The sequence below is a fragment of the Shinella sedimenti genome, assembly GCF_022601905.1.
Taxonomy (GTDB): domain Bacteria; phylum Pseudomonadota; class Alphaproteobacteria; order Rhizobiales; family Rhizobiaceae; genus Shinella; species Shinella sedimenti.
The window spans coordinates 289,867-312,097 of the sequence record NZ_JAKVIN010000004.1 but is presented as its reverse complement, the minus strand read 5'-3'; the positions used below and the strand labels follow the sequence as shown (position 1 = coordinate 312,097).

General features: G+C 64.1%; 22 protein-coding genes. 11 read left to right on the top strand and 11 right to left on the bottom strand.

What is annotated here, in order from left to right:
* Positions 1–2 precede the first annotated feature (2 nt).
* The 5 genes from MKI86_RS11680 (at position 3) to MKI86_RS11660 (ending at position 3,650) form a co-directional block, all read left to right on the top strand.
* Positions 3–1,619, top strand: coding sequence for a heme biosynthesis protein HemY (locus MKI86_RS11680; RefSeq protein ID WP_241601062.1), 1,617 nt, complete (start codon positions 3–5; stop codon positions 1,617–1,619).
* A gap of 99 nt (positions 1,620–1,718) precedes the next feature.
* Entirely contained in the window at positions 1,719–2,207 is a 489-nt protein-coding gene (locus tag MKI86_RS11675; protein WP_241601061.1) for a tellurite resistance TerB family protein, read from the top strand.
* 3 nt (positions 2,208–2,210) lie between these two features.
* Entirely contained in the window at positions 2,211–2,927 is a 717-nt protein-coding gene (locus tag MKI86_RS11670; RefSeq protein WP_241601060.1) for a glutamine amidotransferase, read from the top strand.
* A 98-nt stretch (positions 2,928–3,025) separates the two neighbouring features.
* Entirely contained in the window at positions 3,026–3,319 is a 294-nt protein-coding gene (locus tag MKI86_RS11665) for a YggT family protein (protein ID WP_134649308.1), read from the top strand.
* A gap of 4 nt (positions 3,320–3,323) precedes the next feature.
* Positions 3,324–3,650: a DUF167 domain-containing protein gene (locus MKI86_RS11660; protein WP_241601059.1), complete on the top strand. Its 327-nt coding sequence runs from the start codon at positions 3,324–3,326 to the stop codon at positions 3,648–3,650.
* A gap of 3 nt (positions 3,651–3,653) precedes the next feature.
* Here the strand turns inward: MKI86_RS11660 and ppa are convergent, their stop codons facing one another.
* The gene (gene ppa, locus MKI86_RS11655) at positions 3,654–4,187 is read right to left on the bottom strand and encodes an inorganic diphosphatase (protein WP_134649307.1); all 534 of its coding nucleotides are present in this window, start codon (positions 4,185–4,187) and stop codon (positions 3,654–3,656) included.
* A gap of 135 nt (positions 4,188–4,322) precedes the next feature.
* On the opposite strand from ppa, the gene MKI86_RS11650 reads away from it, so the two are divergent.
* Positions 4,323–4,937 carry a hypothetical protein gene (locus MKI86_RS11650; RefSeq protein ID WP_241601058.1) on the top strand — a complete coding sequence of 205 codons (615 nt, stop codon included), beginning with the start codon at positions 4,323–4,325 and terminating at the stop codon, positions 4,935–4,937.
* A gap of 7 nt (positions 4,938–4,944) precedes the next feature.
* On the opposite strand, the gene MKI86_RS11645 is transcribed toward MKI86_RS11650, so the two are convergent.
* The 4 genes from MKI86_RS11645 to MKI86_RS11630 all read right to left on the bottom strand — a co-directional run bounded on the left by MKI86_RS11645 (position 4,945) and on the right by MKI86_RS11630 (position 11,399).
* A complete protein-coding gene (locus MKI86_RS11645) occupies positions 4,945–5,451 on the bottom strand; it encodes a GNAT family N-acetyltransferase (protein WP_241601057.1) in 507 nt (168 codons plus the stop codon).
* 204 nt (positions 5,452–5,655) lie between these two features.
* Positions 5,656–7,482: a translational GTPase TypA gene (typA, locus tag MKI86_RS11640; RefSeq protein ID WP_241601056.1), complete on the bottom strand. Its 1,827-nt coding sequence runs from the start codon at positions 7,480–7,482 to the stop codon at positions 5,656–5,658.
* Between the two features lie 134 nt (positions 7,483–7,616).
* Positions 7,617–9,179 (bottom strand): alkaline phosphatase D family protein, encoded by a 1,563-nt coding sequence (locus MKI86_RS11635; protein WP_241601055.1) that lies wholly within the window; start codon positions 9,177–9,179, stop codon positions 7,617–7,619.
* A 159-nt stretch (positions 9,180–9,338) separates the two neighbouring features.
* Positions 9,339–11,399: a M3 family metallopeptidase gene (locus tag MKI86_RS11630; protein WP_241601054.1), complete on the bottom strand. Its 2,061-nt coding sequence runs from the start codon at positions 11,397–11,399 to the stop codon at positions 9,339–9,341.
* Positions 11,400–11,779: 380 nt separating this feature from the next.
* Between MKI86_RS11630 and MKI86_RS11625 the strand changes: the two genes are divergently transcribed.
* The gene (locus MKI86_RS11625; protein ID WP_241601053.1) at positions 11,780–12,898 is read left to right on the top strand and encodes a DUF475 domain-containing protein; all 1,119 of its coding nucleotides are present in this window, start codon (positions 11,780–11,782) and stop codon (positions 12,896–12,898) included.
* 120 nt (positions 12,899–13,018) lie between these two features.
* Here the strand turns inward: MKI86_RS11625 and MKI86_RS11620 are convergent, their stop codons facing one another.
* The 5 genes from MKI86_RS11620 to MKI86_RS11600 form a co-directional block, all read right to left on the bottom strand.
* Entirely contained in the window at positions 13,019–13,183 is a 165-nt protein-coding gene (locus MKI86_RS11620; RefSeq protein ID WP_241601052.1) for a hypothetical protein, read from the bottom strand.
* A gap of 153 nt (positions 13,184–13,336) precedes the next feature.
* Positions 13,337–14,854, bottom strand: a complete 1,518-nt coding sequence (locus MKI86_RS11615; RefSeq protein WP_241601051.1) for a tripartite tricarboxylate transporter permease — start codon at positions 14,852–14,854, stop codon at positions 13,337–13,339.
* 10 nt (positions 14,855–14,864) lie between these two features.
* Positions 14,865–15,353, bottom strand: a complete 489-nt coding sequence (locus MKI86_RS11610; protein WP_241601050.1) for a tripartite tricarboxylate transporter TctB family protein — start codon at positions 15,351–15,353, stop codon at positions 14,865–14,867.
* Positions 15,350–16,294, bottom strand: coding sequence for a Bug family tripartite tricarboxylate transporter substrate binding protein (locus tag MKI86_RS11605; protein ID WP_241601049.1), 945 nt, complete (start codon positions 16,292–16,294; stop codon positions 15,350–15,352). Before MKI86_RS11605 ends, MKI86_RS11610 begins: the two co-directional genes overlap by 4 nt.
* 221 nt (positions 16,295–16,515) lie before the next feature.
* On the bottom strand, positions 16,516–17,559 hold the full coding sequence (locus MKI86_RS11600; RefSeq protein ID WP_370879959.1) for an ABC transporter substrate-binding protein: 1,044 nt from the start codon (positions 17,557–17,559) through the stop codon (positions 16,516–16,518).
* Between the two features lie 100 nt (positions 17,560–17,659).
* On the opposite strand from MKI86_RS11600, the gene MKI86_RS11595 reads away from it, so the two are divergent.
* The gene (locus MKI86_RS11595) at positions 17,660–18,334 is read left to right on the top strand and encodes a response regulator (protein ID WP_134649296.1); all 675 of its coding nucleotides are present in this window, start codon (positions 17,660–17,662) and stop codon (positions 18,332–18,334) included.
* A gap of 5 nt (positions 18,335–18,339) precedes the next feature.
* On the top strand, positions 18,340–19,722 hold the full coding sequence (locus tag MKI86_RS11590) for a sensor histidine kinase (RefSeq protein ID WP_370879958.1): 1,383 nt from the start codon (positions 18,340–18,342) through the stop codon (positions 19,720–19,722).
* Here MKI86_RS11590 and MKI86_RS11585 read toward each other — a convergent pair.
* Positions 19,719–20,312 carry a LysE family translocator gene (locus MKI86_RS11585; protein WP_241601046.1) on the bottom strand — a complete coding sequence of 198 codons (594 nt, stop codon included), beginning with the start codon at positions 20,310–20,312 and terminating at the stop codon, positions 19,719–19,721. The genes MKI86_RS11590 and MKI86_RS11585 overlap by 4 nt on opposite strands.
* Before the next feature lie 173 nt (positions 20,313–20,485).
* On the opposite strand from MKI86_RS11585, the gene MKI86_RS11580 reads away from it, so the two are divergent.
* Both MKI86_RS11580 and MKI86_RS11575 read left to right on the top strand, forming a co-directional pair.
* Positions 20,486–20,971, top strand: a complete 486-nt coding sequence (locus MKI86_RS11580; RefSeq protein WP_241601045.1) for a MarR family winged helix-turn-helix transcriptional regulator — start codon at positions 20,486–20,488, stop codon at positions 20,969–20,971.
* Positions 20,968–22,203: a multidrug effflux MFS transporter gene (locus MKI86_RS11575; protein ID WP_241601044.1), complete on the top strand. Its 1,236-nt coding sequence runs from the start codon at positions 20,968–20,970 to the stop codon at positions 22,201–22,203. Before MKI86_RS11580 ends, MKI86_RS11575 begins: the two co-directional genes overlap by 4 nt.
* Positions 22,204–22,231: the final 28 nt, after the last annotated feature.

Below are 22,231 nucleotides of genomic sequence, written 5' to 3'. Positions count from 1 at the left end.
TCATGATCCGCATACTCGTTTTCGCTCTCTTCGTCCTCGCGCTTGCCGCCGGTTTCGCCTGGCTCGCCGATCGTCCGGGCGAACTGTCCATTATCTGGCAGGGCCAGCGCGCCGATATGAGCCTGATGGTGGCGGCGACGCTTGTCGTCTCTTTGATCGCGGCCGTGATGTTCTGCTGGTGGCTGGTGCGGGTCGTCTGGACCTCGCCGCACTCCATCCAGCGCTACTTCCGTGCCCGCAAGCGCGACCGCGGCTACCAGGCGCTGTCGACCGGCCTGATCGCGGCCGGTGCGGGCGATGCCGCCGGTGCCCGCAAGATGCTGTCGCGCACCAGGGGCCTGCTCAGTGCCGACCAGGAACCGCTCATCCACCTGCTCGAAGCGCAGGCCGCGATGATCGAGGGCCGCTACGACGACGCGCGCAAGAAGTTCGAACTCATGGCCGATGACCCGGAAACGCGTGAACTCGGCCTACGCGGTCTCTATCTCGAAGCGCGCCGGCTTGGCGCCAACGAGGCGGCGCGGCAATATGCCGAACGTGCCGCCGAGAAGGCGCCGCAGCTGCCCTGGGCAACGGAGGCGGCGCTGGAATATCGCTCGGAAGCGGGCGATTGGGACGAGGCACTGAAATTGCTTGGCGATGGCCGCTCCGGCTCGGCGGAGGACAAGAAGACCTTCACCCGCCGCAAGGCCGTGCTGCTCACCGCACGCGCGGCCGACAAGCTCGACGCCGACCCGAAGGGCGCGCGCGAGGATGCCCATCAGGCGTTGAAGCTGGACGAGACCTTCGTTCCCGCCGGGCTCATCGAGGCGAAGGCCTATCTGCGCGAAGACAACCTGCGCAAGGCGGCCAGCATCCTCGAAAAGCTCTGGAAGGCGACGGCGCATGCGGATGTCGCCAAGCTCTACGTCCGCGCCCGCAGCGGCGATTCTGCTACCGACCGCCTGAAGCGGGCCGAAAAGCTGGAGGCGCTGCGGCCGAACAATGCCGAGGCGCTCTATGTCGTGGCCGAGGCAGCGCTGGAGACGCGCAATTTCGCGCTGGCCCGCGCAAAGGCCGAAGCTTCGGCCCGCCTTTCGCCACGCGAAAGCGCCTTCCTGCTTCTGGCCGATATCGAGGATGCCGAAACCGGCGATCAGGGCCGTATCCGTCACTGGATGAACCAGGCGCTCAAAGCACCGCGTGATCCGGCCTGGACCGCCGACGGCATCACATCGCCGGAATGGCGCGCCGTCTCCCCCGTCACGGGCCGCCTCGATGCCTTCGAATGGAAGACCCCCGTCAGCGAGCTGCAGGCGCCCGTCGAAGACGGTGCCGCCAACTCCGTCGAGGAAGCGATCCGCACCCTTCCCCCGCTGGCGATCGAGACCAAACCCGTCGCGGTCGTCGAGAATGTCGTCACCGTCGCCAAGGTCGAGCCGGAGAAACCGGCCGTGGCGGCCGAGACAGCGGTCGAGCCCGTTGCGGTGAAAAGCACCAAGACCGAAGCCGTCCCTGAAAAGGCAAAGCCGGCACCGGTCGAACAAGAGGAACGACCGTTCTATGGCCTGCCGGACGATCCGGGCGTCAAGGAAGGCGCGCTCAAGCGTGACGGCACGAGCGGCTTCAGGCTGTTCTAGAAGGCGAAAGTCTGCCCGTGCGGGCGACGGACATGACAACAGAATGGGCGCCTGCCGCTGAAAGCGGACAGGGCCCTGCGACAACGGGGCTGATACCATATGTTCGAACGCCTGCAGCAATTCCTGGCGAGCCTTTCCGGCGGCGAGAACAAACCTGCCTTTGCCGCCGACGATCCGAGGGTCGCCGTCATGGCGCTCTGCATTCAGGTCATGGAAGCGGACGGCAAGGTGCTCGAGGTCGAAAAGCAGACCCTGCGTGCGCGCTTCAAAGACTATTACGGCATGGATGAGAAGGAGCTGGACGCCCTCTTCGCAGCCGGCACGAACGCCGAAAGCGAAGCCATCGATTTCTTCCACTTCACCTCGGAACTGAAACGCCAGCTCTCCGAAGACCAGCGCATCGGCCTGATCGGGCTGCTCTGGGAAATCGTCTATGCCGACGGCGAGCGCAACGAGATGGAGGACCACGCCATCTGGCGGATCGCCGATCTGCTCGGCGTGTCCGGCCGCGAGCGCATCATGAAACGGCAGGAAGTGGCCCAGCGCACCGGCGGACATGCCGTGCACGAGGAGACTGGCGAAACCTGAACCATGCCCGACCTGTCCCAGTTCCCGCCGCGCAAGCGCCCGGTTCTCGTGGTGCTGCACCAGGAGAGATCGAGCCCCGGCCGCGTCGGGCAGATCCTGGAGAGCATGGGCCATGCGCTCGATATACGCCGCCCTGTGCTGGGAGATCCGCTGCCGCAAACGCTTGCCCGACACGCCGGCGCGGTTGTCTTTGGCGGCCCGATGAGCGCCAATGACGACGAGCCCTACATCCGCGAAGAGGTCGACTGGCTGGCTGTTCCGCTTCGTGAGAACCGCCCCTTCCTCGGTATCTGCCTCGGCGCGCAAATGCTCGTGCGCCAGCTCGGCGGCAAGGTTTTCGGCCATGATGAGGGCTGGACGGAAATCGGATGGTATCCGCTCACCGCCACGGAAGCCGGCGCCGCGCTGATGCCCTGGCCTGACATGGTCTACCAGTTCCACCGCGAAGGGTTCGACCTGCCCTCGGGCGCCACCCTGCTCGCCACCGGCCATCATTATGAGAACCAGGCCTTCCGCTACGCCGACAATGCCTGGGGCATCCAGTTCCACGGCGAACTGACGCTGGCCATGATGCATCGCTGGGTGGTTCACGGCGCGCATCGTTTCGAGTTGCCCGGCGCGCAGGTGGGCAGCCTTCATCTCCATGGCCGCCTGCTGCATGACGCAGCCCTGCGGCTCTGGATGACCGCCTTTCTCGAGCGGGTCTTCCACGAGGACTGAGGCGCCGCGTTAAACATGTTGCTGCCGCGTCCGGCGCCGGCCTTGCTGGCTGCGCCCGCAATGGCTACATGTCAGCACGAAACCATTTGGAGACATCAATGATAGCGGTCATCAACACCCTATTGTTCATCATCAATATCGCCTGGTTCCTGGTGATCGCGTCCGCGATCTTCTCCTGGCTCTATGCGTTCAACGTGATCAACACGAACAATCAGGTTATCGCCACCATCGGCCGCTCGCTCTACCAGCTGACCGAACCGATCTACCGGCCCATCCGCCGCGTGCTGCCCAATTTCGGCGGCGTGGATCTGTCGCCGCTCGTCGTGCTCGTCATCCTGTTCTTCCTGGAGCAGGTGATCCGCACGGTTCTCGCCCCGGCTCTCCTGTCCTGATCCCGTGACCGTCGCGCCCGGCGCCGCGATCCGGCGCCACGACGACCATGTGCGCCTGTCGGTACGGCTGACGCCGAACGGCGGGCGCGATGCGGTCGACGGCTGGGAAACCGGCGCCGACGGCGAAAGTTATCTCAAGGCGAGGGTGAGCGACCCACCCGACAAGGGCAAGGCCAACAAGGCGCTGATCGCGCTTATTGCCAAAACGTCGGGCGTGGCGAAGTCCGCCGTAAACCTTCTGAGCGGCGATACCCAGAGAAAGAAAATCCTCCGGATCGAGGGCGACCCGGAGGATATCATTTCGAGGCTGGAGACCGCCGTACGGGGCTGAGCCTTACTTCTGCGCGTTATAGCGCTCGACGGCTTCGAGGATCAGCTTCTTGGCGACGGTCACGTCCTGCCAGCCGCCGATCTTTACCCACTTGCCGGGCTCCAGATCCTTGTAGTGCTCGAAGAAATGCTCGATCTGCTTCAGCGTGATTTCCGGCAGGTCGGTGTAGTTCTCGACCTTGTCGTAGCGGCGCGTCAGCTTCGGCACCGGCACGGCGATGATCTTCTCGTCCTGGCCGCCATCGTCTTCCATGACCATGACGCCAATCGGGCGCACGTTGATGACGCAGCCCGGGATGAGCGGACGCGTGTTGCAGATGAGAACGTCGATCGGGTCGCCGTCTTCCGAAAGCGTGTGCGGTACGAAGCCGTAATTGCCCGGATAGGTCATCGGCGTATAAAGGAAACGGTCGACGACAAGCGCGCCGGCATCCTTGTCCATCTCGTACTTGATCGGATGACCGCCGACCGGCACCTCGACAATCACGTTCACGTCATCAGGCGGGTTCTTGCCAACGGAAATCGCATCGATACGCATGGGGGGCTCCCTCGATTGGAAAAGCAATGATTTGCGGGCTTCCTAATGCGAATCCCGCTGCGGCGCAACATGACTTTCGCCGAAGCCGAATAGACCGGGCCCGTGCCCCGTCTTTCCCGTGACCGGAGGATACCGATGCGCCTGATGCCCCTTGTTCTTTCCGCCGCGCTCGCCGCCGGCAGTGCCGTTGTCGCAAACGCCAATGAAAGCGCCTATACGGACCGCAATCTCGATGCCTGCGAGACGATTGCGCAGGAGAATGAAGGCCCGAGCATTACGCTGCAATGCGCCGGCTACAAAGACCTCTCCGTCTATTTCAAGGAAGGGGACCTGCGGCAGAGCCAGGCCTATGGGCCAATCGGCAAGCCCTATCTCGACGAGGCCTTCGAGACCTTTGGACCATTCAACCATACGGGCGCGAAGATCGAGTGGCGGCTGAGTGCCGACGGCACCCCTATCGCCGCCATCGCGCGCTGGTTCGTGGCCGACCCCGAACAGACCGATAGCACCGATACCCGCTACGGCCAGATCCTCGTCGTCTCCACGATTGCGACGGCAACGAACCCGAGAAGCTGCGTCGTTGGCTATGTCGATGCGCTCGAAAACAAGGACGCCAACGCGCTGGCCCGCGAAATCGCGGACGAAAAGGCCGCCGGTTTTATTTGCGGAACGTCGCAGCCGGAGTGGCGCGGCAAACAGGGAAAGTTTTCAGAGCAGCCGATGCGCTACCTGCCCGGTGCTGCGGAGTAGTCGAAGCCTAGGGCCAGACGAAGCCGACCTTCTTGAGGTCCTTTTCGCCGAAATTCTCCATGCCCTCGGCGATGTCTCGACCGCCGGACGACCGGAAGAACCGATAGGCATGGTCGCTGTCTTCCAGGCACCAGACGATGAGGCCCTTGCAGCCCAGCGACTTGAGCAGCAGCTTCGCCTCGCCGAAAAGCTGCCGGCCAAGGCCGATGCCCTGATATTCCGGCCGCAGGTAGATTTCGTAGATTTCCCCTTCCTGGGGGAGCGCGCGGGCGCGGTTGAGGCCAAGCGTTGCATAGCCCGCGACCGTTCCCGCCACATCCAGCACCAGCAGCGTGGCCGGGCCACGGGTCGCCTTGCGCCACCATGTCTCGCCACGGCGGTCGACCATCTGGATCAGCGGCTTGTGCGGAATGAGGCCGGCATAGGCCTGCAGCCACGAGATCCGATGCGTTTCGGATATCGCGCGTGCGTCCTGCGGCTCGGCGCGCCGCACGTCGATCGACAGTGTCTTCATAACACCACTCATATTCCTGCGCCGACTCGACCGGAATCCCGCAAGACCTGAAGGCATGCATTGCCCACAGCCGAGTTCCGGACGGCGCAAGGAAAAGTTAACGCATTTTTAACAAACGTCACAAGCCGTAAAAGTATGGCACACACATGAAAAACCCCGGCGCGAAGGCCGGGGTTCAAAGTGTCTCGATACGGGAAGGAGCGATCAGGCCGCGCCGGACGCACGCTGCTTGTCGAATCGCTTCCGGTCGTTGGCATCGAGGAACATCTTGCGCAGACGGATGGACTTCGGCGTCACTTCCATCAACTCGTCGTCCTGGATCCACGACAGCGCGCGGTCGAGCGTCATGCGGATCGGCGGGGTCAGCTTCACGGCTTCATCCTTGCCGGCAGCGCGGATGTTGGTGAGCTGCTTGCCCTTCAATACGTTGACCTCGAGGTCGTTATCGCGGGTGTGGATGCCGATGATCATGCCCGCATAGACCTTTTCGCCCGGCTCGATGATCATCGGGCCGCGGTCTTCGAGGTTGAACATGGCATAGGCGACGGCTTCGCCCGAACCGTTCGACAGCAGCACGCCATTGACGCGGCCACCGATCGTGCCCTTGTAGGGCTGGTAGTCGTGGAACAGGCGGTTCATGACAGCCGTGCCGCGCGTATCGGTGAGAAGTTCCGACTGGTAGCCGATCAGGCCGCGGGTCGGCGCCAGGAACTTCAGGCGAACGCGGTTGCCGCCCGACGGACGCAGTTCCGTCATCTCGGCCTTGCGCTCGGACATCTTCTGCACGACGACGCCGGAATGCTCCTCATCGACGTCGATGACGACTTCCTCGATCGGCTCCAGTGTGTTGCCGTTCTCGTCCTTGTGCATGACGACGCGCGGACGCGAAACGGCCAGTTCGAAACCTTCGCGGCGCATGGTCTCGATGAGAACGGCGAGCTGAAGTTCGCCGCGACCGGAAACGTAGAACGAATCCTTGCCTTCTGCTTCTTCGATCTTGAGCGCGACGTTACCTTCGGCTTCCTTGAACAGACGGTCGCGGATGACGCGGCTCGTCACCTTGTCGCCTTCCGTGCCGGCAAGCGGACTGTCGTTGACGATGAAGGACATGGTGACGGTCGGCGGGTCGATCGGCTGCGCCGTCAGCGCTTCAGAGACAGACGGGTCGCAGAACGTGTCGGCGACCGTGCCCTTGGAGAGACCGGCAATGGCGACGATGTCGCCTGCATGCGCTTCGTCGATCGCGGTGCGCTCGATGCCGCGGAAGGCGAGGATCTTCGAGATACGGCCGGTTTCGATGAGCTTGCCGTCCTGGCCGAGAACCTTGACGGCCTGGTTCGGCTTGATCGAGCCGGAATGGACGCGGCCGGTGATGATGCGGCCGAGGAAGGGGCTGGCTTCGAGGATCGTGCCGATCATGCGGAACGGACCTTCGGCGACCGTCGGCTCGGGAACGTGCTTGAGCACGAGGTCGAGCAGCGGGGCCATGCCTTCGTCCTGCGGTCCCTCGGGGTTGACGTTCATCCAGCCGTTACGGCCCGAACCGTAGAGGATCGGGAAGTCGAGCTGTTCGTCGGTGGCGTCGAGATTGGCGAACAGGTCGAAGACCTCGTTCAGCACTTCCTCGTGACGGCCATCCGGACGGTCGATCTTGTTGATCGCGACGATCGGCTTGAGACCGACCTTGAGGGCCTTGCCGACCACGAACTTGGTCTGCGGCATCGGGCCTTCCGACGAGTCGACGAGAACGATCGCGCCGTCCACCATCGAGAGGATGCGTTCGACTTCGCCGCCGAAGTCGGCGTGGCCGGGGGTGTCGACAATGTTGATGCGAACGCCCTTCCACTCGACCGACGTGGCCTTGGCGAGGATGGTGATGCCGCGTTCTTTTTCAATGTCGTTCGAGTCCATGACGCGTTCAGCGACGCGCTGGTTTTCACGGAACGTGCCGGACTGCTTCAGGAGCTCATCGACGAGCGTGGTCTTGCCATGGTCGACGTGCGCGATGATCGCGATATTGCGGATGGACATGGTTTAATCTCTGAGGTTAAGGGGCGCGCGCAAAATGAGGGCACCGTCTTCAATGGGCGGGCTCTTACATGTTTTTCCGCAATTGCGAAAGGGGCGGTCCGCAACTCCGTTGCATTTCCGGCATTCGCGCGCCTTCAGGAGGAGAGCACGGGCGGCAGCGTGATGCGCCAGAGCTCCTGATCTTCCCTGTCCATGAGGCGCACCGTCATCTCGCGGCTTGCACCATGAATGTCGACGAGGCCGAAGAACTGGAGGCCCGCGGACGGCGGCAGGTTGCTGTCGATCCCGCCTTTGGAAGATTTGATGAAACGCACCTCCGGCCCGAAGGTCCGGTCGAGCGGCTTTGGCCCGTAGGTGCCGGAATGCAGCGGGCCCGAGATGAACTCCCAGAACGGAAGGAAGTCCTTGAAGACCGCGCGCGACGGGTCGTAGTGGTGGGCTGCGGTATAATGCACATCCGCCGTCAGCCACACGACATTATGGATCGCGTTGTCCCGCATGAAGGTGAGCAGATCGGCAATGTCGCGCTCGCGTCCGGCCGGCGGGCCGTTCAGTCCGTCCGCCACGCCCTCGAAGCCTACGCTTTTGGTGTAGTCGTCCCAGATGACGAGGCCGAGCGGCATGTCGCAGGCGATCACCTTCCACGTCGCGCGCGACGCTGCCAGTTCCCGGCGCAACCAGGCCGCCTGTCGCGGGCCGAACAGATCATGATCCGCCGCCGAGCGGTTGGCGCTGCGGTAGGAGCGCAGGTCGACGAAGAACACATCGAGCAGCGGACCATAGGCCACCTTGCGGAAGATGCGGCCGGGCTCCTCCGCGCAATAGCGGATCGTCGTCATTTCTTGAAAGGCCTGCCGCGCCCGCGCCTCGTAGACGTGAATGTCCTTGTCCGGATAGCGCCGGTCGCCGGTCAGATCGCTGGATGCCGACCAGTTGTTCAGAACCTCGTGGTCGTCCCACTGGAAAAAGGTCGGGCACTGACTGTTGAAGGCGAGCAGGTGGTCGTCGAGCAGATTGTATTTCCACTGGCCACGGAATTCGTCCAGCGTGCGCGCCACATCGCGCTTCTCGTCGGTGACGATGCGGTTCTTCCACACGCCGCCGTCCCGCAGCGTGATTTCGTCGGGGATCGGCCCATCGGCATAGATCGTGTCGCCGGAATGGATGAAGAAATCCGGCTCGTGGCGCAGCATGGTCGAATAGGTCTTCATGCCGACATCGTCGATGCCCCAGCCCTGCCCCGCCGTATCGCCCGACCAGACGAAGCGCACCGAGCGGTCGCGCATCGGCGCGGTGCGGAAACGCCCGACGATCGGCTCCGACACGAGGTGGCTGGAATAAGGATCGCTCGCCGTGAACCGGTAGAAGATATCCTGATCCGGCAACAGATCCCGCAGCAGCGCCTTGACGGTGTGGTCGGAGGCACCGGTCGCGTCGAGCAGCGGCATGCGCGCGGCATCGGTGAAGCTCTCCGTGGTCGAATATTCCAGCAATACCTCGGACGGACGGTCCGTACGCGCCCAGACCACGCCGGACGCGCAATCGACGTCACCCGACTGTACGCCATGGGAAAAGGAAGGGCTGCCATGCCGGCGCGCATAGAAGGGAACGGCAAGCGCCGATGAGGTTGCAAGCGCACCGGCGCCGGCAGTCAGAAGAAACGACCGCCGCGTCAGCGTTTCCGGAACAATCGCCATGCCACCTCCGGCCATACCCGCGAATCGACGGGCAGACCTTCGGTCCGGGGCATGTCAGCCCGGTAACGGCACGATGACGTTTCACCTAAGCTTTGGTGACGGGACGATGACGGCGGCGGTCTCCGGTGTCACAGTCCCTCATCACAAATTACAGCGCCCTCAAGCGGCGAGCCCCTTCTTCTCCAGCATGGCCTCGGGGCTCGGCAGTTTACCGCGGAAGGCCTTGTAGGCGTCTTCCGGGTCCACCGAACCGCCAACGGAGTAGATATAGGTCTTCAGCCGTTCCGCCATTTGCGGGTTGAAGGCATCGCCCGTCTCGGTGAAGGCGGAGAAGGCATCGGCATCCAGCACTTCCGACCACATGTAGGAATAGTAGCCGGCCGAATAGCCGTCGCCGGAGAAGCCGTGCTGGAAGTGCGGCGTGGCATGGCGCATGACGATGGATTTCGGCAGGCCGATCTTATCCAGCACCTCAGCCTGCACCGCCATCGGATCCTCGACCGGTCCCCGGGTATGGAAAGCCATATCCACCAGCGCCGAGGAGGTGAACTCCACCGTCGCGAAACCGGAATTGAAGGTGCGCGCGGCAAGAACCTTGTCGAGCAGGGCCTGCGGCATCGGCTCGCCGGTCTGGTAGTGCACCGCATAGCGCGTCAGGATTTCCGGCACCGTCAGCCAGTGTTCGTAAAGCTGCGAGGGCAGTTCCACGAAATCGCGCGAAACGCCGGTGCCGGAGACCGAGGGATATGTGACATCGGATAACATGCCGTGCAACGCATGGCCGAATTCGTGGAACAGCGTGCGCGCATCGTCGAGCGACAAAAGCGCTGGCTTGCCCTCGGCAGGCTTCGCGAAATTGCAGACATTGTAGATGATCGGGATCTCGCCGACCGAACCGTTCGCCAACGGCAGGCGATGCTGGCTCTGGTAGGAGCTCATCCAGGCACCTGACCGCTTCGAGGAGCGGGCGAAGTAGTCCCCAAGGAACATCGCGACCAGCCTGTCGTCCCGGTCGCGGATCTCGAAGACGCGCACATCGGGATGATAGACCGGCACGCCCTTCTTCTCGACGGCGCGAATGCCGAACAGGCGCTCTGCGACATCGAAGCAGGCGTCGATGATCTTCTCCAGCTGGAGATAGGGCTTCAGCTCGGCCTCCGAGAAATTGAATTTCTTGGCGCGCAGCTTTTCGGCGTAATAACGCCAGTCCCAAGGCATGACCTCGTGGTTGCGCCCCTCCTCCGCGATGAGGTCGGCCAGTTCCGCTTCCTCCTCGCGCGCCCGCGCCACGGCCTTTTCCCAGACCTGCATGAGCAGGCCGTTTACCGCCTCGGGCGTCTTGGCCATGGTGTTGTCGAGCTTCAGGGCAGCAAAGTTTTCGTAGCCGAGCAACCCCGCCTTTTCGGAGCGAAGCGCCAGCGTGTCCTTCACGATGCCGAGATTGTCCGTCTCGCCGGCATTCTCGCCGCGCGCCACCCACGCCCGGAACGCCTGCTCGCGCAACTCCCGGCGGGCGGAAAAGGTCAGGAACGGTTCGATGATCGAGCGCGACAGCGTGACGGCATAGCGCCCATCCTCGCCGCGTTCGCGGGCCGCCGCTGCCATCGCGTCCTTCAGGAAATCCGGCAGGCCGTCGAGTGCCTCGCCCTCGTCGAGGAAGAGCACCCAGTTCTTCTCGTCGGCAAGCACGTTCTGGCCGAATTTCGCGCCAAGCCCCGCCAGCGTCTCGTTGATCGTGGAAAGCCGGGCCTGTTCAGGCTTCTCGAGCTTGGCGCCCGATTTCACGAAGCCTTTCCAGTGCCGCTCCAGCACGCGCACCTGCTCAAGCGAGAGATTGAGACCGGCGCGTCCTTCCCACAGCGCATCGATGCGCTTGAAGAGGGCAGCATTGGTGCCGATCTTGGAATAGTGGCGCGACATCTTCGGTGCGATCGCGCGCTCCAGGGTCTGGATCGTGTCGTTGGTATTGGCGCCCGCACGGCTCCAGAACAGCGCGGAAACGCGCGAAAGCGCGTCGCCCGCGGTCTCCAGCGCCACGACCGTGTTCTCGAAGGTCGGCACATCCGGATTGTTGGCAATCGCGTCGATTTCCGCTTCATGGGCGGCGAGTGCGGCGTCGAAGCTTGCGGCAAAGGCATCGTCCTTGACCAGATCGAACCGCGGCAGGCCATTGAGGCCGGTCCACTCGACGAGGGCGGGATCGATCGACGTTTCGGTCATGGAAGTTCCTTTCTGGCAAATCAGCGTGCGGCGAATATAGGAATGGACGGGGGCGTTGGTACAGGGTGCCGATGCAAAATCGGGGAACGAAAGACGCAAAGGCGCGTTTGTTGGCCTGCGGCACGCTGCATCTTGACGCGGAGGGCAACTTCGGTGAAAACAGCCCTACCCGCGGTCCTTTGACATCGTTTGCCGCGGCGAACCCTGGTGCCGGGCCCCTCTGGCGAGAGTTTTTACGGCGCTCTCGTGATGTCGGTACCGCCAGCAATCAGCCGGCGGATTCATACGCACATGAATAATCTCACCATGCCTCACCCGCATGCCCGTCGTGGTATGCGCAACGTCACTTCGCTTACCTCCACGAAGATGGAGGCGCTGTCATGATCGGCACCGGCGAAGGCAAGACCACACTTTCCTATCTCAAATGGGCTCTGATCTCGACCGTCATCGGTCTCGCGCTCGGCGCGTGGCTGGGATGGCAGACCGAAGGCACGCTCGCCGGCATGGCGACCGTCTTCTTCATCTGCGCGGTCCTGGCGGTGCTTGAAATCTCGCTCTCCTTCGACAACGCCATCGTGAATGCCAACAAGCTCAAGGACATGACCCCGCTCTGGCAACGCCGGTTCCTGACCTGGGGCATTCTCATCGCCGTCTTCGGCATGCGCATCGTCTTCCCGCTTCTGATCGTCGTCATCGCCGCCGGTATCGGCCCGATCGACGCGCTCATCCTCGCTGCCCGCGAGCCTGCGGAATATGCCCGCATCATGAATGACGCGCACCTGCCCATCGCAGCCTTTGGCGGCACCTTCCTGATGATGGTCGGCCTCACCTACTTCTTCAACCATGAGAAGGACGTGCACTGGATCGGCTTCATCGAGAAGCACATGGCCCGCTCGGCGACCGTCAAGGGCATCGAGATCGCCTTCGTGCTGCTGCTCATCGTTCTGTTCTCGCGGCTGCTCGATGGCGAGGATGCCAATACCTTCGTCTTTTCCGCCATCTACGGTCTCCTGACCTTCCTGGCGGTGGAAGTCATCGGCGGCCTGCTCGATGCTTCGCAGAAGGCAATGTCTGAAGCCGCCAAGGGCGGTCTGGGCGCGTTCATCTACTTGGAAGTGCTGGACGCCAGCTTCTCCTTCGACGGCGTCATCGGCGCCTTCGCGCTGACCCAGAACCTGTTCATCATCGCTATCGGTCTCGGGATCGGCGCCATGTATGTGCGCTCGATGACCATCATGCTGGTGGAGAAGGGCACGCTTGCGGAATACCGATATCTGGAGCACGGCGCGTTCTATGCGATCCTGATCCTGTCGGTGGTCATGTACTGCCAGACGCTGGTGCACATTCCCGAGGTCATCACGGGTCTGGGCGGCGCGACGCTCATCGGCATCTCGCTCTGGTCCTCGATCCGCTACAACAGGCGCGAACGGGCGCTGGAGCACCATGCCAATGCCTCCGTCTCCGACCGCGTGGCGACCCAGCTCGGCGAGAACGCCTGACGATGGCAGCCGGCCGTTCGGACGGCCGGCTTTCTCAAGTAGAGAAAAAGCAACACCAAATACAGAAGGCCCGCCGGTCTTGCGACCAGCGGGCCTTTTCGTTCGGGGATTATTTAAGCGTTAGACGCGGGGGAAGTCGATGGGATTGATGCCCAGCGTCTTCAGGTCGCGTTCCTTCGGGCGGCGGTGCCCTTCAACGGCCGCAGCGGCTGCGTTGGCAGCGCTCAGGACGGCGAAGGCCCGGCCGAAAAAGCCCTGGGCGAAGGAATTGCGGAGGGAAGTCATTGTATTGCTCGCTTTCTGTTTTAGCTTACGCGCTGTAGATGATGCTTTTCGCGTGAAAGTACAACAGCCGCTTTCTCAGCCCAGCCATGCAACGAGCGCAGGCCGGAAACACGGTTCCCGGCCTGCATTGTTTTCAACGGTGGAAGAAAAACTTCAGTCTTCGTTTGCCGCAAACTGCGAGAGGACTTCGCCCTTGCCCCGCGCCCGCAGAACGAGCGGCACGACCACCGCAAGGACAGCGAGCCCGAACAGCACGGCCGCGATGGGCGACATGAAGAGCGACGTCACGTCGCCCTGGCTGATCGCCAGCGCGCGGCGCAGCTGCTGTTCGGCCATCGGCCCGAGGATCAGGCCGACGACGACAGGCGCGATCGGATAGCCGAACAGCCGCATGGCAAAGCCGAGGAGGCCGAACACGAGAAGCATGCCGAGTTCGAAGACCGACGGATTAGCGCCGATGGTGCCAAGCGTCGCAAACAGCAGAATGCCGGCATAGAGCCACGGCTTGGGAATGGTCAGCAGCTTCACCCACAGGCCAATCAGCGGCAGGTTCAGCACCAGCAGCATGAAATTGGCAATGAGCAGGCTGGCGATCAGGCCCCAGACGAGCTGCGGATTGGTCGCAAACAAGAGCGGGCCGGGCTGAAGGCCGTATTGCTGGAAGCCGGCGAGCATAATGGCCGCCGTCGCAGTCGTCGGCAGGCCGAGCGACAAGAGCGGCACGAGCGTTCCGGCGGCCGAGGCGTTGTTGGCCGCTTCCGGCCCCGCCACGCCCTCGATCGCGCCCTTGCCGAACTCGTCCTTGTGCTTGGAAAACTGCCGCTCCGTGGAATAGGACAAGAAGCTCGCAATATCCGCCCCGCCGGCCGGCATGGCGCCGATGGGGAAGCCGATCGCGGTGCCGCGCAGCCAGGGTTTCCAGGAGCGCGCCCAGTCCTGCGCATTCATCCAGACCGAGCCCTTCACCGCCTCCACCTTCTCTGGGATGCGGTTGCCCTGACAGGCGACGAAAAGTGTCTCGCCGATGGCGAACATGGCCACGGCCAGCGTCGTCACCTCGATACCGTCGAGCAGGTCGGGAACGCCGAAGGAGAGGCGCGCCTGCCCGGTCTGCTGGTCGATGCCGATCACGGCAAGGCCGAGCCCGACGAAGAGCGCCGTCAGACCGCGCAGGGTGGAATCGCCGAACGCCGCCGACACCGTCACGAAGGCCAGCACCATCAGCGCAAAATACTCGCGCGGCCCGAAGGAGAGCGCGAACTTCACGACGAAGGGCGCGATGAAGGCAAGGCCGAGCGTGGCGATGAGGCCTGCGACGAAGGAGCCGATGGCGGCCGTGGCCAGCGCCGGCCCGCCGCGGCCCGCACGCGCCATCTTGTTGCCTTCGAGCGCGGTGACGACGGAAGCGCTTTCCCCCGGCGTGTTGAGCAGGATCGAAGTGGTCGAGCCGCCATACATGCCGCCGTAATAGATGCCGGCGAACATGATGAGTGATCCGGCCGGATCGAGCTTGTAGGTGACGGGCAGAAGCAGGGCGACCGTCAGCGCCGGGCCGATCCCGGGCAGTACGCCGACCGCCGTGCCGAGTGTTACGCCGATCAGCGCATAGAGCAAGTTCATCGGCTGGGCGGCGATGATCAGCCCCTGCAGGAGGAATTCGAATGTATTCATCGCCAGGCCCTCAGAAGAACAGGTGTTCGAGCGGCCCGGCGGGCAGCGAGAGTTGCAGGAAGCGGCCGAAGATCACGTAGATGACGAAGCTCAGCGCAATGCCGATCGGCAGGGAAATCCAGAGCTTGCGCCGGCCGAAACCGAAGGCAGTCAGCGCGAAGAGCACGCCTGTGGCGATGGAGAAGCCGGCAGTCTTCAGGAGCAGCATCTGCCCGGCAAGGCCCGCGACGATCATCACGACCGGCTGCACCTCGATGGGCTCGCGCTCGGGAAAATCCCCGCGCCAGGCCTCGAAGGCCGTCCACACGGCGAGCAGCGCCAGCCCGATCGCGACGACATGTGGCACCGTGGCGGGGCCGATGCGCGAATAGTTGGTCACTTCCGCAAGCCGGCCGGCATCCCACCAAATGACGCAGGCAAGAGCGAACAGGACCGGGGCGATGAACAGCGCCGCCCGGTCGGGGCGGCGCTTTGCGTGAGAGGACGGAACCTCGCTCATTTGACGAGCCCGATGTCCTTGAGGATGCTTTCGGTTGCGGCCACGTCCTTGTCGAGCTGCTCCTTGAAAGCGTCGCCGGCCAGATACGTGTCCTGCCAGCCCTTGGTCTTCAGCGTGTCCTTCCAGGCGGCGGAGTTCACCAACTTCTCGATGTCGCCATTGATGGTCGCGACCTGCTCGTCCGAAAGGCCGGGGGCGGCCGCGATCATGCGCCAGTTCTCAACAACGACGTCGAGGCCGCCTTCCTTGAGGGTCGGCCCGTCAATGCCCTCGATGCGCTCGGCGCTCGAAATGGCGATCAGGCGCAGAGTACCGGCCTTCACCTGAGCCTCGAACTCGCCGTAGCCGGAAATGCCTGCTGTCACCTGGTTGCCGAGGATCGCGGCAAGCGCCTCGCCGCCGCCGGCATAGGCGACATAATTGATCTTGGTCGGATCGACGCCAGCCGCCTTGGCGATCAGGCCGGCCGTGATGTGGTCCGTGCCGCCGGCCGAGCCGCCTGCCCAGGACACCGCGCCCGGATCGGCCTTCAGCGCCTTGACGAGGTCTTCGAGATTCTGGATCGGCGAGGCGGCCGGAACGACGATCGCCTCATATTCGCCGGTCAGGCGGGCGATCGGCGTCACGTCCTTGAGCGTTACCGGCGACTGGTTGGTGAGGATCGCGCCGACCATGACGTAACCGCCGACAATGAGCGCGTTCGGATTGCCGTTGTTCTGGCTGGCGAACTGGGCAAGGCCGATCGTGCCGCCGGCGCCCGGAACGTTCACCACCTGCACGCTGCCGGAAATCTTCTCGTCCTGCAACACGGTCTGGATAGAACGGGCCGTCTGGTCCCAGCCGCCGCCCGGACCGGCCGGCGCGATGATCGTGTAGTCGGCGGCCGCGGCCGGAAGCGCCAGGGCGCCGGCGATAAGGGATGCCAGGAAGAAATGTTTCAAGGGTCTGTCCTCCGTCAGGCGCGGTTTACGCGCATATCGTTGCTTGGCGAGAGGACACGCGCAGCCACGAGCGGCACACGCCCGCTGGCGGGCGCGTTGCGACAGAATTTTCCTCCCGGTCTTCCCTCCGCCTCCACGGATGGGAAGACCCCTAAGCCAACACAGGAAGCTGACATCTACCTGACATGGCCACGCGCTGCCTTTCAGCGACGCCCAAAAGCCTATTGCATGCGCAGCACGTCGTTCCAGCGGGCAATGAGCCGCGCCCGCTTCACCTGGTCTAGATAGACCATAAGACCGGGACTGACCGGCACGGGCTTCAGCTGCGCGCCGAGCAGGGCCCGCATGGTGCGCGCGGTATTGGAACCGGAGACCTCCGGGCTGACGGCCGCGATCTGCAATTCGCGCGACAGGATTTCCTGCCCCTGCTTCGACATGAAGAAGGCAAGGTAGCGCCGGCCGAGTTCCGGAGACGCCGCCGCCTGCGGCACGAGGCCGATGCGCGACATGACGACGGTATAGTCCTTCGGCAGCACGATGCCGACATTGGGATTGCGCGAGGCCCAGTCCGCCGCATAGGAGCCGAGAATGTTGTAGCCGAGCACGAACCGCCCGTCGGCCACGCGCTCGAGAATGGCCGAACTGGTGGAATAGAGTTTGACCCCGGCTGCCCCCATCGCCCGGATCACCGTCCAGATATCGCCGAACTGCTCCTGGTCGCGCGCCATGAAGAGAAAGCCCACGCCCGAGCGCTCGATGTCGTAGGTGCCGATCCGGCCGTAGACCGCTTCGCCTTCGCTCTTCAGGTATTCGACGAATTCGGCGCGCGAGGCCGGCGGTTTGCGGTCCTTGAAGCTCGGCTTGTGATAGACGAAGACGGCCGGCTCGAAGGTCAACGCGTAGGCGGTGTTGCGCCAGTTGGCCCATTGCGGCCAGTGTTCGCTCATCGGCAGGTCGCTGCGCTGGGCATAGCCGTCATTGCTCAGCTTCACCTGCAGGTCCATGGCCGAAGAGAAGGCGAAGTCGGCGGTCTTCTTGCCGGCATCCGTCTCATGCACGATCCGGTCATGCACCTCGCCGGTCAGCATTTCCTCGTAGCGCACGGCCACATCCGGATTGGCCGCCTGGAAGCCCGCGATCATCGGACGGGCAAGCGGCTCGTCGAGCGAGGAATAGACGACGAGAACCGCCGCATCCGCTTTGCCGCCCCTGGCCGGAAACAGCGTAGCCTCCGCGAAGGCGCGCGGCATCATGGCAAGCAGCATCAGGAAGGCGAGGACAAGGCGCATCGCAAGACCTTGCCAAAGCGCAAGGCCGTTCACAAGTCCGCCGCCGCCCGCTACGTTGGCCGCGGGAGGACAAAACGTGCGCATTCTGCTGGTCGAGGACAACGAAGCCCTGGCGGACGGCCTGTCCGCGATCCTCAAGGGGACCGGTCATGCCGTGGATGTGGTGCGCGACGGTGCATCCGCCGATGCGGCCATCGCAACAGAAAACTTCGATCTCGTTGTGCTCGACCTGACCTTGCCGGAAATGGACGGGCTCGATGTCCTCCGCTCCATGCGCGCGCGCCAGAACAAGGCGGCCGTGATGATCCTCACTGCCCGCGGCGCGCCGGAGGAACGGGTGCGCGGGCTCGACCTCGGCGCCGACGACTACATGATCAAGCCCTTCGACATCTCGGAATTCGAGGCGCGCGTGCGTATGCTGCTGCGCCGTCAGGCCGGGCTGCGGTCTGCCGCCGTCACCTATGGCGGCGTGGCGTTCGACCTCAATTCCCGTACCTTTTCCGCTGATGGCGCGCCGCTCGATATTCCCGCTCGCGAACTCGGGCTGCTCGAAATCCTCTTCCTGCGCGCCGGCAAGGTAGTCGCCAAGGAGGCGATCATGCAGTCCCTCGCCGCCTTCGACGACGATCTCTCCGCCAACGCCATCGAGCAATACGTTAGCCGGCTCAGGAAAAGGCTCGCGCCGCACGGCCTGACGGTGCGCACGGCCCGCGGCATCGGCTACTATCTCGACAAGGCGACCGTCGCTTGACCCTCTTGCCAGCCTCCTCGCTGCGGCGCCGCCTGCTGGCCTGGCTGCTCGTCTCGACAGCGGTCATCGGCGTCATCGCCCTCGTCGATACCTACCGCGAGGCCGTGAAGACGGCGAATTCCGTCTCAGACCGCGTGCTTGCCGGTTCTGCGCTCGCCATTGCCGAACGCGTCGTGGTGACGGAGAACGGCGCGCTGGAGGTGGATATTCCCTATGTCGCGCTGGAAATGCTGACCTCGGCGGCCCAGGACCGGGTCTTCTACCGCGTGGACGGTCCACCGGGCCAGTTCATCACGGGCTACCAGAACCTGCCCACCATCGCCCAGGCGGAAGGCCAGTCGATGGGGTTCCAGGACGCCACATTCCGCGGCGAGCCGATCCGCATCGCCGTGCTTCACCGCTCGGCGTCGACGGGCATCAACTCCGTCCCCTTCGCGGTCACGGTCGCCGAAACCACCATCGCCCGCCGCCAGTTGACGCAGGCCATCCTCATCCGCTCGGCACTGCGCCTCGCCATGATGATCGCGGGCGCCGCCGCCATCGTGTGGATCGCTGTCACTGTGTCGCTCCGGCCACTCTATCGCCTGAGCGATGCCATCGCCGAGCGCAACCCGGATGATCTCCACCCGATCGAGCAGCGCGCGCCGAGCGAAGTACAGGGGCTGGTCGACACCGTCAATTCCTTCATGGTGCGCCTGCAATCCGCGCTCGATGCGCTGCGCCATTTTTCCGGCAATGCCAGCCACCAGCTGCGCACGCCGCTCGCCATCATCCGCACGCAGCTCGCGCTCGCCAGCCGTGCCACGACGCTGGACGAAGCCCAGGAGGCCGCGCGCAAGGGCGATGCCGCCGTCGCCCATGCCGAACGCATCCTCGCCCAGCTTCTCCTGATGGCGAAGGTCGACGCCGCCGGGTCGAACGAGCGCCGCCGCCCCGCGCCGATCGACATTTCCGCCCTCGCCCAGCAACTGACCGCCGACCGCGTACCGTCGGCGGCGGATGCAGGCATCGACCTTGGCTATGAGGGGGATGGTCCCGTGCTTGCGCGCGCAGAACCGCTGCTGTTCGGCGAACTGCTGCGCAACCTCGTGGAAAACGCCATCGCCTATGCCGGGCGCGGCGCGGAGGTCACGGTCAGCGTTCGGCAGTCGGAGAATACGGCCGTGCTTGCGGTGGAAGACAACGGACCCGGTATTCCACCCGAACGGCGTCCGCTCGTTCGCCAGCGGTTCTCGCGAGGCGAACATCGCGATGCACCGGGCATGGGCCTCGGCCTGCCGATCGTCGAGGAGATCGCCGCACTGTTCGATGCGACGGTTTCGCTGGAGAGCGGCGAAAACGATCGCGGGCTACGCGTAACGGTCCGCTTCCCGGTGGCGGCCGGCTAGGCCTTGCGCCAGCCAAGCAGCCCGGGCGCCGCGTGCCATATGGCCTGAACGGCGAAGCCCATGAAGAGAAGGCCCGACAGGCGCACGATGGCGAGTTCATGCCGGCGATAGAAGCGCCGCACCAGGCCCGCGCCGATGATCCCGATCAGGATGACATCGGCCACGAGGAAGCCGAAGAAGGACACGCCGAGCAGCCCCGGCAGCGCGGAAAAATCGAGCGCGTTGGAGGACCCCGCCAGCAGCGCCGTGAAGGTCGCCAGCGCGACCGGATAACCCTTCGGATTGGTCAATCCGAAGACGAGGCCACGCCGCAGCGGCCGCTCCACCGTCATTACCGCGCTGCCGTCCTGCCGCGGTTTTGCCCGCAGCGCCGACCAGCCGATCCATGCCAGATAGAAACCGCACAGAAGACCGAGTACGTCGAAGACCGTCGTGCCGATCGTTCGCGCCCCGACGATGGCGACCAGCGCCAGCGCCGACCATAGCAGGTCCCCCGCCCCGATGCCGAGAAGCGCAAGGAAGGCCGGTCCGGGAATGAGCACGTAGAGAAGGGCGGCCATAAAGGCGCCGAAGAACATCGTGGCTGTCATGGTTTGTCCCCAGAAGATCGCTCAATCTCAGGGCTTTCAGGGGATTCGTCAAGATGGTGCAGGCGCGGATCCGCGCGATGCAAGGCAGTCATGCAAAGGGCTGCGGGCTTGCCGGTTGCGACTGGCCACGGGAAATAGTAAGCAAGACTTAGAATAGCTGTTTGAAAGCCTCCATGTCGTCACGCCCCGATCCCGATGCGCTCGGCTTCGTCCTCACCGACGTCGCGCGCATGTTGAGAAGCGCCTTCGAACGGCGCATCGCCTCCGCCGGCCTTGGCCTCACCCCGGGCGAGGCCCGCACGCTCGTCCGCATCGCCTCGCTCGAAGGAAGCCGTCAGTTCGACATCGCCCAGCGCATGGGCATCGAGCCAATGACGCTCTCCACCTATCTCGACCGCCTCCAGAGCCTCGGCCTCATCGAACGGCGGCCGGATCCGGCCGACCGCCGCGCCAAGCTGATCTTCACCACCCCCGCCGCCGGCACCTTGATAACAGGCATCCGCACGGAACAGCTCGACCTGATGCAACAGGTCACGAGCGGCATCGGCGCAGACGAACTGGCACAGATCCATAGGCGCCTGAAGCTGCTGCGCGCCAACCTCTCGGCTCTGGAAGAAGACGACGCCGCCCTGACGCTTGCGCGGGAGACCGGACGATGACGCAGGCCCGCATGAGCGAGCGCCGCACCTCCATCATCAGCGCCTTTCTCGTTGCCATCGGCCCCGTTTCCATGGCGCTTTACACGCCCGCCATGCCCGAGCTGGTACACGCCTTCGCCTCGACGGAATCCGCAATCAAGCTGACGCTTTCCTTCTATTTCGCCGGCTTTGCGCTCTCGCAACTGGTATCCGGCACCATGTCCGACGTGCTCGGTCGACGAAAGACGACCCTGATCTTCATGTCCGTCTATCTCGTGGGCAGCATGATGGCGGCCTTCGCCCCGACCGTCGAGGTGCTGCTGGCCGGTCGCCTCGTGCAGGGCATCGGCGTTTCGGTCGGCACGACGGTGTCACGCGCCATCGTGCGCGACCAGTTCACCGGCAGCGAGGCCGCCCGTATCATGAACATGGTCGGCATGATGCTGGCCATCGGTCCGGCCGTCTCGCCGACGCTCGGCGGCTTCGCGCTCGGCTTGTTCGGCTGGCAGTCGATCTTCTTCCTGATGGTGGGCTTTGCGCTCTCGGCCTGCGGCATCGTCTATTTCTGCATGGCCGAAACGACGACGCCGGATCCCGCCAAGGGCCATATCCGGCCGGTCCTGAGCGCCTACCGCGCCATCGCCACCAGCCCCCGCTTCCTGTCGGCGACGCTGGTGATAGCCGGCGCGCTGGGCGCCCTCTATGGCCAGGCGACCATGCTGCCCTTCATCCTCATAGATCGCGTCGGGCTGACGCCCACCCAGTTCGGCGTCGGCATGCTCATGCAGTCCGGCTTCTTCTTCCTCGGCACGGTCGCCGTGCGGCTCCTGATGCGGCGGCTCACGGCCAACGGGATCGTCATTGCCGGCCTCTGTTGCATCGGCACGGCCAGCATCCTCATCGTACTGGCATCCCATGTGCTTGCGCAACCAACCTTTCTGAGCGTCATGGGCCCGGTCGGCCTCTACGCCTTCGGCATCGCTTTCATCATGCCCTATATGATGACCGCCGCCATGGAGCCCTTTCCGCATATCGCGGGCTCCGCCTCGGCGGCGATGGGCTTCATCCAGATGGGTTCCGGCTTCCTTGCCGGCGTGATCGCCGCCGCTATCGGAATGCCGCTCTTCGCCTTCGGCATCATCATCCCGTCCATGGGCCTGATGGCCGTGCTGGCCTATGCCTGGTATCGCGCGGTCTGCGGGCGCGAACCCGTCCTTGCCGGGGCAACCTCCACGGGCAAACCCTCGGAATGAAAAAACCCGCCGCCGTCTCCGGCAGCGG